The following is an 11,403-nucleotide window of genomic DNA, read 5'->3' on the forward strand; positions in this document are numbered from 1 at the left end:
GGCTGTCGACGGGGTCAACGAATTCCGGAGCAGTTCGTGGCCACCGAACCCACCGTGCGGACAGGCCGTACCGAAGGTTCGGTATCGGGGTCTCATCAGGAGAATCCTCAGCTCAGCGGCCGGTTCGGTGACCGAACCTCCACCGCGGGCCCACACCACGAGGACCGAAAGGCGAATTCCGCGTGAAGAAACTCTCGCGTTTTCGCTCAGTCAAGATAGCACCGAATCCGCCGATGCTTAAGATTGATTTAAGGTAGATCTCGCGGCACCCCGCGAACCATGTGACCGGTCATCGGTACACGCCCGCCCCGGCCTATCGATCGACCGAATCGCGAGCGACCGTTCGAAGCGATCGCTTGACCGGAATCGTACCGTCCATTGTAGACGCAGGAGAGTGACAGGGCCGCCCCGGGTGTTTCACCCCGAGGCGGCCCCGCAGGAATCAGACGGTTTCGCGCGTGGTCACCGCGTCCTTTTCGGCGGCCAGCGCGGTACAGGTGCGCACCCACAGCTCCCAGCCCGCCAGCGCCTGGTTGCAGTTCCAGCCGGTCCAGCGGCCGGCCTGGGCACCCTCGTTGCCGGCGCGGTTGCAGGAGGTCTTGCTGCTCCAGCCCTCACTCACCTTGCGGTACGGCGTGCACGAAGCCGCCGCGACGTCACCCGACGCGCCGGCCGCGCACGGTGCCGCGGCACTCGCCATCGCCGAGCCCGCGGTGAGCACCGACCCCGCCAGTGTCGCGGCGAGCACGGCACCACGGAGCACGAAGCGCTTGTCCATTGAGTTTTCCTTACCGCGAGCAAGACCCCACGACCACTCTGGCCGAATCCCCGACCAAGATCAACCTGGTTGCACCCCGCCCAAGTACATGAAGGCCCCCTTCCTTGCGCCTGGCGCAGGGAAGGGGGCCTTCATGTACTTCAAGACCGGCAACCGGTCCCAGCTCATGGGCACGGTTGCGCATGCGTGCATCCCGACGGTCCACTCGTCGCTACGCCAATCGGAAGGGGTACCCATGTCGGTCACCGACGAGCTTCTGGCCAACAACGCCGATTACGCCGCACGCTTTTCCGGGCCGCTGCCCTTGCCGCCCGCCAAACACGTCGCCGTGCTCGCCTGCATGGACGCCCGCATCAACGTCTACGGCGTCCTCGGCCTTCAGGAAGGTGAAGCGCACGTGATCCGCAACGCGGGCGGCGTCGTCACCGAGGACGAGATCCGTTCCCTCGCGATCAGCCAGCGCCTGCTCGGCACGCGCGAAATCATCCTCATCCACCACACCGACTGCGGAATGCTGACTTTCACCGACGACGGTTTCAAGAAATCCATCCAGGAGGACGTCGGCGTCAAGCCGTCCTGGGCCGCCGAAGCGTTCGGCGACCTCGACGAGGACGTCCGTCAGTCGATCGAACGCATCAAGAACAGCCCGTTCATCCCCGAGAAGGATTCCGTCCGCGGCTTCGTCTTCGACGTGGCCACCGGGAAACTGAACGAGGTCACTCGCCGATGACCTGCTCCACCTTCCGCTGCAGCTTGTTCATCCCGCCGAGCCAGCGGTCGGTCTGCGTGGCCCGCGCGGCGTAGTAGTCCGCGACCTCGGGATGCGGCAGCACCAGGAAGCGTTCGGCGGCGATGGCCTCGAACAACGCGTCGGCGACCTGCTCCGGCTGGATCGCCGACGCGCCCATCAGCAGTTCGCCCGCGGGTCCGGTGTTCTCCAGCATCGCCGTCCGCACCCCCTGCGGGCAGATCGCCTGCACGGTGATCCCGCGATGCCGGTAGGTCGCCGACAGCCATTCGGCGAAGGCGAGCGCGCCGTGTTTGGTCACCGAGTACGACGCCGAACCGAGGCTGGTCAGCAGGCCCGCCGCCGACACCGTCGAGATGAAGTGCCCGCGGCCGCGCTCGAGCCACGACGGCAGCAACAGCCGCGACGCTCGCACGTGCGCCATCACGTTGACGTCCCAGATCCGCGCCCAGTCCTCCTCGGGCGCGTCCACGCCGCCCATCGGCGCGATCCCGGCGTTGGCGCAGAAGACGTCGATCTCTCCGAGGGCTTCGCGCGCGGTCTCGATGAGCGACGCGACACCGGCCTCGCTCGCGGCGTCACCGGCGACGGCGGTCCCGCCGATCTCCTTCGCGACTTCGGCCGCGGCGTCCCCGTTCAGGTCACCGACGACGACCCTCGCACCCTCGGCGGCGAACCGGCGGGCGAGGACGGCGCCGATGCCGCCCCCACCTCCGGTGACGACGACACCGGACCCGGAGAACGAGGGGGACGACGCGGTCACAGGCCACCCGCCAGCGTCACGCCGCCGTCGAGGACGACCGTCTGCCCGGTGATCCAGCCCGACTCCTCCGAGAGGAGGAACGACACCGCGCCCGCGATGTCCGCCGGGACGCCGAGGCGTTTCATCGGGTACGACTCCGAGACCTCTTCCTCGCGCCCTTCGTACAACGCGGTCGCGAACTTGGTCTTGACCACCGCCGGCGCGACGGCGTTCACCCGGATCTTCGGGCCGAGTTCGAAGCCGAGTTCCTTGGTGAGCCGGATCAGCGCGGCCTTGCTGACGCCGTACATGCCGATCCCGGGCGACGCGCCGAGCCCGGCGATGGACGCGACGTTCACCACCGCGCCGCCGTGCTCCCCCATCCACGCGTCGCGCGCCCGGCGGGTCCACGAGAGCGGCGCGAGCACGTTGACGGCGAAGATCTTCGCGGCGGCCCCGGGGTCGATGTCCAGGGTCGGCCCGAACACCGGGTTGATACCGGTGTTGTTGACCAGCATGTCGAGCCGCCCGAAGGTCTCGATCGTCTTGGCGACGGCCTCGTTCTGGTGCTCGGTGTCGTCGGCCTTGCCGGGGACGGCGATCGCGACCGCCTCGCCGCCCAGTTCGGCCACCGCCTCGGCCAACGGCTCCGGCTTGCGCGCGGTGATGCACACCTTCGCCCCGCGCTCGACCAGGTCCTTGGCGATCCCGAGGCCGATACCCCGGCTGGCCCCGGTGACGATCGCGACGCGATCCTTGAACGAGTTCACTCTTCGATCTCCTCTGTGTTCACCTGCGAGTGTTCACCGGCGAGCGCAGCCACTAAGCGAGCGCTCACTTACAATGGAAAGGTCCGAAGGTGGTGTCAAGCCCACCATCGGAGTACGAGCGTCTGGGAGGATCTGCGGATGACCATGTCGCTGTCGGCCGAACTGTGGCCCGACGTCCAGCCCGAGACGGCACGACGGCTGATGCTGGCCGGGGTCGAATCCTTCGCGCGGCGCGGCTATCACGCGACCACGACCCGGGACATCGCCTCGGCGGCGGGCATGAGCCCCGCCGCGCTGTACGTGCACTTCCCGTCCAAGGCCGCGCTGCTGTTCGCGATCTCGAAGTACGGCCACGAGCAGACACTCTCGCTGGTCGAGAGCGTCGTGGCGCGCGAGACCGACCCGGTCGAGCGGATCCGGCTGCTGGTCGAGGACTTCGTGGCCTGGCACGCGCGACGGCACACCGTGGCCCGTGTGGTGCAGTACGAACTGCACGCGCTGCCGGACGAGGAGTTCGAGATCGTCGCGAAGCTGCGCCGCCGCATCGAGCAGGTCGTGCGCGAGGTCATCACCGAAGGATCGCAGGCCGGCGTCTTCACCGTCGGCGACCCGCACACCGCCGCCCGGGCCGTGCTCTCGCTCGGCGTCGACGTCTCCCGCTGGTACAGCGACCGCGCCCGCCAGACCCCCAAGAAACTGGGCCAGGAGTACAGCGAGCTGGTGCTGCGCATGCTCGGCACGAAACTCTCCTGACCAGTACTGATCGACCTCCGTCGGCGATACCGCCACCAGGGTGACATACCAACTGGTCGGTATCGAGAATTACCCGTTGAGACGTTGACCACATACTAAGCGGTTGTTAACTTGCCCGGACTGCATCGCCGCAGCAGCGCCGAGCGAAGGGCACACCGATGGCCGACAGCGCACCGAACGTCCCCGGAACAGCAGCTGAACCGACGATCACCGTTTCCCAGCGCAGAAGGGCCGCCACCGCGGCGGCGCTCGCGTCTTCGGTCGAGTGGTACGACTACTTCGTCTTCGGGATCGCGGCCGCCCTGGTGTTCGGGAAGACCTTCTTCCCCACCACCAACGCGGCGGCCGGCGTCCTCGCCTCGTTCGCGACCTTCGCGGTCGGCTTCCTCGCCCGCCCGCTCGGCGGGATCATCGCGGGCAGCCTCGGCGACAAACGCGGCCGGAAACCCGTGCTGGTACTGGCGATCGCGCTGATGGGCGCGGCGACGACGCTGATCGGCGTGCTCCCCACCTACGACACGATCGGCATCGCCGCGCCGATCCTCCTGGTACTGCTGCGGCTGGTGCAGGGTGTCGCGGTCGGCGCGCAGTGGGGCGGCGCGATGCTGCTCGCCACCGAGTACGCGCCGCCCGGCAAACGCGGGCTCTACGGCAGTCTCGTCCAGCTCGGTGTCCCGATCGGCGTGGTGCTGGCGAACACGGTGTTCCTGATCGCCGCTCAGGTCGCGCCGCCGTCGGACTTCCTCACCTGGGCCTGGCGGATCCCTTTCCTGGTCGGCATCCTCGTACTCGGGCTGGCCTGGTACATGCACGTCAAGATCGACGAAACGCCGGAATACCGCCGGGCGGCGGCGAAACTCACCGCCGAGGAACGCGGCCGGGCCAAGTCGCCGCTGCGCGACGTCCTGCGTAACCACAAAGGCACCGTGCTGCTGGCAGGCGGTTCGTTCATGGTCAACACCGCCACCTTCTACATCCTGCTCAACGGCGTCCTCGACTACACCACCCGCCATCTGGGGATGTCGCGGACGACCGTGCTCGTCGCGACCCTGCTGATCAGCACGCTGCAGCTGGCGATCATCCCGCTTTCGGCGAAGCTGTCCGACCGGATCGGCAGGCTCAAGATCTACACCTTCGGCGCCGCCGGGATCGCGCTCTGGGCGATCCCGATGTTCCTGCTGATCGACACGGCTTCGCTGCCGCTGCTCGTGGTCGCCTCGTTCGTCGGGTCGATGTTCCTCGGCATCATGTACGGCCCGCAGGCCGCGCTGTTCGCCGAGTTGTTCACCGCCGAGATGCGCTACACCGGCGCTTCGCTCGGGTACCAGATCAGCGCTGTGGTCGGCGGCGGGCTCGCGCCGTTCATCATGGTGCTGCTGCTCGAATCCACCGGGACCTCGATGTCGGTCTCGCTCTACATCATCGTGCTGGCGCTGATCTCGCTCGGCTCGATCGGCCTGCTGGCCCGGCGCGCCAAACACGCCGCACAGTCCACTTCGGACTCAGCGGATCGCTCGCGTGAAGCGGTCGGCGACCAGCCGTAGCCGCTCCTTGAGCTCGTCCGACGCCTCCTCCACCACGAAATCGACGTCCCATTGGGCGAAGTAGTACGGCACCGTGGAAAGGTTGGCGGCTCCGACGCGGACCCGGCTGGTGCGCTCGTCGATGGCCTCGATCGTCCCGACGGTCGGTGGCATCCATTCGGCGAGCGCTTCCGCCGGGGCGTCCACCCGCAGCACCATCTGATGCGGATACGGCGACGACGAGATCCCGCGGGAGACGTAGGCCGCGAGGTCTTCGGCGGGCGGTTCCCTCGGTGTGAAGCGGAAACTGGTGTCCGGGACGCCGTCGATCCGGTCGACGCGGAAGGTCCGCCAGTCGTCGCGGTCGAGGTCGAACGCGACGAGATACCAGCGACGTCCGGTGTGCACGAGGCGCAGCGGCTCGACGCGGCGCTCGCTGACCTCGCCGTTGTAGCCGCTGTAACCGAACCGCAGCCGATGATGGTCACGGCACGCGGACGCGATGACCGTCAGCGTCTCCGCGTCGATGACCGGACCGGCGCCGCCGAGCGGGATCATCGCGGTGTTCAGCGCGGCCACCCGGTGCCGCAGCCGGGCGGGCAGCACCTGCTCCAGTTTCGTGAGCGCGCGCACCGAGGTCTCCTCGATCCCCGAGATCGTCCCGTTGGCGGCCGTGCGGAGCCCGACGGCGACCGCGACGGCCTCGTCGTCGTCCAGCAGCAGCGGCGGCAACGCGGCCCCCGCGCCGAGCCGGTAGCCGCCCGCGACGCCGGGGGTGGCGTGCACCGGGTAGCCCAGCTCCCGCAGCCGCTCGACGTCACGCCGGACCGTGCGGACGTCGACCTGCAGCCGGTCCGCCAGGTCCGCGCCCGGCCAGTCGCGCCGGGCCTGGAGCAGGGAGAGCAGCCTCAGCAGCCGCGCCGACGTGCCCGTGGTCATCGGTTCGCTCGCTTCATGACGGTGAGTCTGGCAGACATCGCGGACAGATCCGGTCCGCATTGTGCTCGCGAGTGGTAAGGATGGTTAGAACCGTCCCTACCACTCACGAGGTCCTGTACCCAGCGTGGCCAGGTAGGAGCCAGTGCCGCGAACGCTCCGCTGCCGCAGTTCAAGTACTTCCCGCAGGGTGGGCGTTGTGAAGGCCACCTTCACAACGTTGAAGGTTGCGAAGGTGGCTTTCACAACACCACTTCTTGGAGTGCATTGGGCAGAGGTCCTCGTGAGCGATTTCCGCCTGCGCGGGGCTGAAGCAGGTCGCGATCGCGGGCCGGTCCGTGAAGGGGCCCTTCACGGACAGCCGCATCGCCTCAGGAACCTCAAAAACCCCAGAAACCCCACACGCCACAGCGGGTGCGCGTGAAGGCCCCCTTCACGCGGCTCAGCCGAGGAAACTCGACCTTCACGCCAGGCCCAAGTACATGAAGGGGTCCTTCACGGAGCCAGGCGCAAGCAAGGGGGCCTTCATGTACTTCAAGCGAGCAAGCGCCGGTACCCGAATCACCACTCACGAGGCCGTAAAGTGACCCGGGTGATCGATCCCGCGCGTCTGCTGTCCGTCGCCCGCGAAGAGGCCGAACTCGGCAAGGCCGAGGGCGGCGTCCCGATCGGCGCCGCGCTCTTCGACACCACGGGCGTCCTGCTCGGCCGCGGCCATAACCGCCGGGTCCAGGACGGCGACCCGTCGATGCACGCCGAGACCTCCGCGTTCCGGAACGCGGGCAGGCGGCCGCACTACCGGGACACCATCATGGTCACCACCCTGTCCCCCTGCTGGTACTGCAGCGGACTGGTGCGCCAGTTCGGCATCGGCCGGGTGATCATCGGCGAGGCGGCCACGTTCGAAGGCGGGCACGGCTGGCTCGAGGAGCACGGCGTCGAGATCACCCTGCTCGACGACCCGGCGTGCACCGCGCTGATGACCGAGTTCATCCGGGACCGTCCGGAACTGTGGTTCGAGGACATCGGGGTCCCGGCCGAGAACTAGACCGGCTCCTCGGCGTCGAACACGACGGTCCGGTTGCGCCCGGCCCCCTTGGCCGCGCGCAGCGCCTGATCCGCCGCGCCGACGAGCCTGTCGAGCGTCTCGCCGCCGGCGGGATGCGACGAGACCCCGATCGAGACGGTCGCCCCGGCGAACGTCCCACCCAATGAGACGAACGTCGAGGAGATCCGCAGCCGGATCCGTTCCGCGATGGCGTGCGCGTCGAACCGGCTCGTGCCGGGCAGCAGGACGACGAACTCCTCGCCGCCGAACCGGCCGACCAGGTCCGCCGCCCGGACCTCCGCGCGCAAAGTGTCCGCCACGGCGCGGAGAACGTCGTCCCCGACGTGCCTGCCGTGCTGGTCGTTGAGCCGGGCGAAGTGGTCGAGGTCGAGCATCAGCAGCGAAAGATCGGCGCCACGGCCGCGAAGCAGGTCGAATTGGGTGCGCGCACCGTCCATCCAGGACGACGCGGTCAGCAGCCCGGTGCCGGAATCCGTACCCGCGTGGCCGCGCAGCGCGCGCATCGTCCCGGCCCGGTGCAACACCACGAGCGCACCGGCGAGTACCACGGTGACGAACGGCCAGTCCACCGCCGACCACGCGAGCAGCAATCCGAACGCGACCATCGCCGCGTCGAAGGCGAATCCCGAGGGCTCCGCCCCGAATTCCGCCGCCGGCGCGGCCAGCGCGGCGTCGACGGACAAGAACACCAGCCCGGTCGCGAAAACCAGGGCGAAACTTTCGAAATCCCTTGTCGCGTCGGCGAACGGAGGCGCGCCCAGTAACACCGGGATGATCGAGGTGCCCAGCGCCGACAGCATGGTCGCGGACGCCGCGAACACCTGACGGTGCGGGATTCCACGCCGGATCCGGAACCAGCGGTACCCCGCCGAGACGACGACGAGCAGGGCGGCCAGCGCGGGCGGCAGCAGCAACGCGCCCGCGAAGATCCAGGCGGCGTCGAGTCCGGCGCCGAGCCGGGTGTCGGCACGGGACCGCTCAACGGAACGCGAAAGCTCCGAGCTGAGGATCATTCCGGCCAGCAGAGCGGAAAACGGGAGCAGTGACGACGGCGCGGGCGGCCGCAGCACGAAAAGGTAGGCGGTGGCGGCGAAGGCGGCGGCGTCGACGAGGAGCAGGTACCCGATGAGGCCCCGCCTGGGTAGTTCCCACAGGCTCCAGGACCCCAGTAGCCGACGCGGTGCGGCGAGCCGGCCTCTCCGGCCTCGGCTTCCGGTCGCCATCAGGGAGTCCCCCACCATTTCGGCAAACTAGCCCGTTCCGGCGGTGGTGTCGATCCTCTTTCCGGGTCATGACCCCCCTACTAAGGTCGGTCGTTCCGGCCAGGAATGCCGGTGAATTCTTGACAGTCCTCAATGGTCTAGTCCACTGTGAGGGAGCACACAGTGACCTCCCGGTTGATACGCCGCGTCAAGACGGAGGTGCTCCACACCTGCGCGCCTCACCGCGCGCGTACCAGTTGGAGGACCTATGAAATCCCTACGACGCTGGGCAACACTGGCCACCACCGTCGGCGCCGCTCTCGCCACGGCCGTCGGCCTCGCCCCCGTCGCCTCGGCGGCACCGGACGCGGTGCTCGCCTCGCCGTATCTGTACCAGTGGTCGGGACAGACGGACCCGATCGCGGCGATGAACGCCACCGGCGTCAAGGCCTTCACCCTCGCGTTCATCCTCTCCGACGGCGGCTGCAACCCGAAGTGGGACGGCAGCCGTTCGCTCACCGGCTCCGACGCCACCATGATCAACAACATCCGGGCCAAGGGCGGCGACGTCATCCCGTCGTTCGGCGGCTGGTCCGGCACGAAGCTCGGCACGAAGTGCACCACCCCCGCCGCCCTCGCCGGCGCGTACCAGAAGGTCATCGACGCCTACAAGCTCAAGGCGATCGACCTCGACATCGAGAACACCGACGAATTCGAGAACTACACCGTCCAGGACCGGATCCTGAACGCCGTCAAGATCACGAAGCAGAAGAACCCCGGCCTGCGCGTGGTCATCACCATCCCGACCGAGGTCGGCGGCCCCAACGCGACCGGGAAACGGCTGATCAACCAGTCGAAGGTGCTCGGCGCGGGCGTCGACGCGTGGTCGGTCATGCCGTTCGACTTCTCCAGCGGCGGTGACATGGCCGGCAAGACCCGCAGTGCCGTGGACGGGCTGAAGAACGCCGTGAAGTCCACCTTCGGCCTGAGCGACGACGCCGCCTACCGGCGCAGCGGGCTCTCGTCGATGAACGGGAAGACCGATGTGGCGGGCGAGACCGTCAGCGTCGCCGACTTCCGCGCGATCCGCGACTACGCGGCGAGCAAACATCTCGCCCGCCTGTCGTTCTGGGCGGTGAACCGCGACTGCAACAACTGCGCGGGGATCTCGCAGGGCAAGTACGACTACACGAAGATCGTGGCGGGTTACACCGGCTGACTTCCGTTCCCCACCGGTGTCAGCACTAGTACATGAAGGCCCCCTTCCTTGCGATAGGCGCAAGGAAGGGGGCCTTCATGTACTTCAGAGCCTCACCGGCCGCAGTCCGGCGCGGTGTTCAGCGGCCGTCCCCGCGACCAGACGAGGTCGACCGGATGCACCGAACCGTCCGGATCGATGGACAGGATCGGCAGCGCCTTGTCGAGCTGGTTCCCCGTCGCCTGGTCGAACGCGATGAACCCGGTGGCGCCGGGCACCGGCGAGTTGCAGTCGATGCTGCGCACCACGTTCGCCACCGAGACCGGATCCGCCGACACGTTCTGCACCGCGGCCTCGACCGCCGCCGCGACGGCGTCGTGTTCGATCATCGCGGCGCCGTCCCACAACTCCCCCTTGGGAAAACCGTGGGTGCCGGTGAATTCGGCGACGAAGTTGTCGTGGTTCTTCTTGTACGTCGGATACGCCGGATCGGCGGTGAACATATCCCACTGGTCGGGATAGGCGAGCGCCGTGTAGCGGAGCCGGACGCTGATGTCCTTGTTGAGCTCCAAGGGTTTCCCGGCGAGGGTGCTCGCGTCGTCACCGGTCATCACGGTCACCGAATCGAGCCCTTCGCAGGCGCCGTCGCCCGCCAGCGCCGCCACGAGGGCGCCGAGGTCGAGACCGCGGCCCGCGAAGTAGATCAGATCGGGTCTCGCGCCGCAGATGTCGTTGTGCCACCTGCTGAACAGCCCCCGCAGGTACGCCTCGCGCGAGGTGTCGGCGAGCGGCTTGACGTCGTAGGTCTTCGTGAAGACGATCGGGACCTTCGACGAGTTCTTGAAGGCCTCGGCGAGGGTGGTCGCGTAGGTGTCCTCCTTGCCGGCGCCTTGGATCAGCATCACCCGCTGGAAACCGTGCGCGGCGATGTACCCGGCGGCCGCACGGGCCTCGTCGGTGTTGGTCGGGCCCACGCGGAAGAAGTTGTCGATCCGCGCGCCCGTCAGGTCGGTGTTCATGTTGTCCGCGGTGACGGTCGCGCCGATCGTGGCGATGCCGTGCCGGGACAACTCGGCCACCAAGGCCCGGCTGTTCTCCGAACTGGTGCCGACGTCGGTGACCGCCACGATGCGCTGGGCGGCGGCCGCGGCGACGATCTCGTCGGCGACGACGCGCCAGTGGTCGGCGTTGCTCCCGTAGTTGGCCAGGAGCAGTTTGATCCCCGGCGGCCCGTTCTTCGGCCAGGCGGCGGTGATCGCGCCCTGGACCTCACGCCGCACGAACGGGAACGGCTGGCTGTCGACCTTCGGATCGGGGGCCAGGTTCTCCAGTACCACGATGGTCCTGAAGTTGTCGCCCGCCGACTCGTTGCGGCCCTTGATGAGCTTCTCCAGCGGATCGAGCGGGTCGTCGTCCCGCAGGGGGCCGGAGTCGAGGTTCAGCCCGACGCAGACGTACGACGAGCCGACGGACTCTTCGTCCGCGGACACGGTGTGCAGCCCCGCGCCGCACGACTCCCAGGGCGTGGTGATCGCCAACGTGGTCGCCGCCAGCAGGACCACGAGAGCGAGCAGCAGGGCGCGATAACGGCGCGCCCAGCCATGGGGCCGGACGGGCGGGCCCGTCTCGGCTCGTTCACGGGCCTCGGACATACGGGTTCTCAACGAATCGAGCCAGGGCATGA

Annotated in this window: 11 protein-coding genes; 5 read left to right on the forward strand and 6 right to left on the reverse strand. The window is 68.3% G+C overall.

Annotation, left to right across the window (positions count from 1 at the left end; all coding sequences use genetic code 11):
- Window positions 1–442: 442 nt before the first annotated feature.
- Window positions 443–778 carry a hypothetical protein gene (locus IE302_RS09070; protein WP_191253757.1) on the reverse strand — a complete coding sequence of 112 codons (336 nt, stop codon included), beginning with the start codon at window positions 776–778 and terminating at the stop codon, window positions 443–445.
- A 235-nt stretch (window positions 779–1,013) separates the two neighbouring features.
- Between IE302_RS09070 and IE302_RS09075 the strand changes: the two genes are divergently transcribed.
- Window positions 1,014–1,508: a beta-class carbonic anhydrase gene (locus tag IE302_RS09075; protein ID WP_191254724.1), complete on the forward strand. Its 495-nt coding sequence runs from the start codon at window positions 1,014–1,016 to the stop codon at window positions 1,506–1,508.
- On the opposite strand, the gene IE302_RS09080 is transcribed toward IE302_RS09075, so the two are convergent.
- Both IE302_RS09080 and IE302_RS09085 read right to left on the reverse strand, forming a co-directional pair.
- Window positions 1,495–2,289 carry an SDR family oxidoreductase gene (locus IE302_RS09080; RefSeq protein ID WP_191253759.1) on the reverse strand — a complete coding sequence of 265 codons (795 nt, stop codon included), beginning with the start codon at window positions 2,287–2,289 and terminating at the stop codon, window positions 1,495–1,497. The genes IE302_RS09075 and IE302_RS09080 overlap by 14 nt on opposite strands.
- Complete coding sequence (locus tag IE302_RS09085) at window positions 2,286–3,038, reverse strand: SDR family oxidoreductase (RefSeq protein ID WP_191253761.1); 753 nt, start codon at window positions 3,036–3,038, stop codon at window positions 2,286–2,288. The genes IE302_RS09080 and IE302_RS09085 overlap by 4 nt, the downstream gene beginning before the upstream one ends.
- A 138-nt stretch (window positions 3,039–3,176) precedes the next feature.
- Here IE302_RS09085 and IE302_RS09090 point away from each other — a divergent pair, with 138 nt between their 5' ends.
- Together IE302_RS09090 and IE302_RS09095 are read left to right on the forward strand one after the other, a co-directional pair.
- Window positions 3,177–3,791, forward strand: coding sequence for a TetR/AcrR family transcriptional regulator (locus IE302_RS09090; protein ID WP_191253763.1), 615 nt, complete (start codon window positions 3,177–3,179; stop codon window positions 3,789–3,791).
- Window positions 3,792–3,949: 158 nt separating this feature from the next.
- Window positions 3,950–5,335 carry an MFS transporter gene (locus tag IE302_RS09095; protein WP_191253765.1) on the forward strand — a complete coding sequence of 462 codons (1,386 nt, stop codon included), beginning with the start codon at window positions 3,950–3,952 and terminating at the stop codon, window positions 5,333–5,335.
- Here IE302_RS09095 and IE302_RS09100 read toward each other — a convergent pair.
- Window positions 5,294–6,253, reverse strand: a complete 960-nt coding sequence (locus IE302_RS09100; RefSeq protein ID WP_191253767.1) for a helix-turn-helix transcriptional regulator — start codon at window positions 6,251–6,253, stop codon at window positions 5,294–5,296. The genes IE302_RS09095 and IE302_RS09100 overlap by 42 nt on opposite strands.
- Window positions 6,254–6,833: 580 nt before the next feature.
- Between IE302_RS09100 and IE302_RS09105 the strand changes: the two genes are divergently transcribed.
- A complete protein-coding gene (locus IE302_RS09105) occupies window positions 6,834–7,298 on the forward strand; it encodes a nucleoside deaminase (RefSeq protein WP_191253769.1) in 465 nt (154 codons plus the stop codon).
- On the opposite strand, the gene IE302_RS09110 is transcribed toward IE302_RS09105, so the two are convergent.
- The gene (locus IE302_RS09110) at window positions 7,295–8,560 is read right to left on the reverse strand and encodes a GGDEF domain-containing protein (RefSeq protein ID WP_229907686.1); all 1,266 of its coding nucleotides are present in this window, start codon (window positions 8,558–8,560) and stop codon (window positions 7,295–7,297) included. The genes IE302_RS09105 and IE302_RS09110 overlap by 4 nt on opposite strands.
- Before the next feature lie 229 nt (window positions 8,561–8,789).
- Here IE302_RS09110 and IE302_RS09115 point away from each other — a divergent pair, with 229 nt between their 5' ends.
- Window positions 8,790–9,740 carry a chitinase gene (locus IE302_RS09115; protein WP_191253771.1) on the forward strand — a complete coding sequence of 317 codons (951 nt, stop codon included), beginning with the start codon at window positions 8,790–8,792 and terminating at the stop codon, window positions 9,738–9,740.
- 92 nt (window positions 9,741–9,832) lie between these two features.
- On the opposite strand, the gene IE302_RS09120 is transcribed toward IE302_RS09115, so the two are convergent.
- Complete coding sequence (locus tag IE302_RS09120) at window positions 9,833–11,401, reverse strand: type 1 periplasmic-binding domain-containing protein (RefSeq protein ID WP_229907687.1); 1,569 nt, start codon at window positions 11,399–11,401, stop codon at window positions 9,833–9,835.
- Window positions 11,402–11,403: the final 2 nt, after the last annotated feature.

Origin of the sequence: Amycolatopsis oliviviridis (assembly GCF_014654365.1) — a bacterium.
Taxonomy (GTDB): Bacteria; Actinomycetota; Actinomycetes; order Mycobacteriales; family Pseudonocardiaceae; genus Amycolatopsis; species Amycolatopsis oliviviridis.

Excerpts from the sequence above, each read along its gene's own strand:
- IE302_RS09070 (WP_191253757.1), bottom strand. The coding sequence starts at position 778 with ATGGACAAGCGCTTCGTGCTCCGTGGTGCCGTGCTCGCCGCGACACTG.
- IE302_RS09075 (WP_191254724.1), top strand. The coding sequence starts at position 1,014 with ATGTCGGTCACCGACGAGCTTCTGGCCAACAACGCCGATTACGCCGCA.
- IE302_RS09090 (WP_191253763.1), top strand. The coding sequence starts at position 3,177 with ATGACCATGTCGCTGTCGGCCGAACTGTGGCCCGACGTCCAGCCCGAG.
- IE302_RS09095 (WP_191253765.1), top strand. The coding sequence starts at position 3,950 with ATGGCCGACAGCGCACCGAACGTCCCCGGAACAGCAGCTGAACCGACG.
- IE302_RS09100 (WP_191253767.1), bottom strand. The coding sequence starts at position 6,253 with ATGACCACGGGCACGTCGGCGCGGCTGCTGAGGCTGCTCTCCCTGCTC.
- IE302_RS09110 (WP_229907686.1), bottom strand. The coding sequence starts at position 8,560 with ATGGTGGGGGACTCCCTGATGGCGACCGGAAGCCGAGGCCGGAGAGGC.
- IE302_RS09115 (WP_191253771.1), top strand. The coding sequence starts at position 8,790 with ATGAAATCCCTACGACGCTGGGCAACACTGGCCACCACCGTCGGCGCC.
- IE302_RS09120 (WP_229907687.1), bottom strand. The coding sequence starts at position 11,401 with ATGCCCTGGCTCGATTCGTTGAGAACCCGTATGTCCGAGGCCCGTGAA.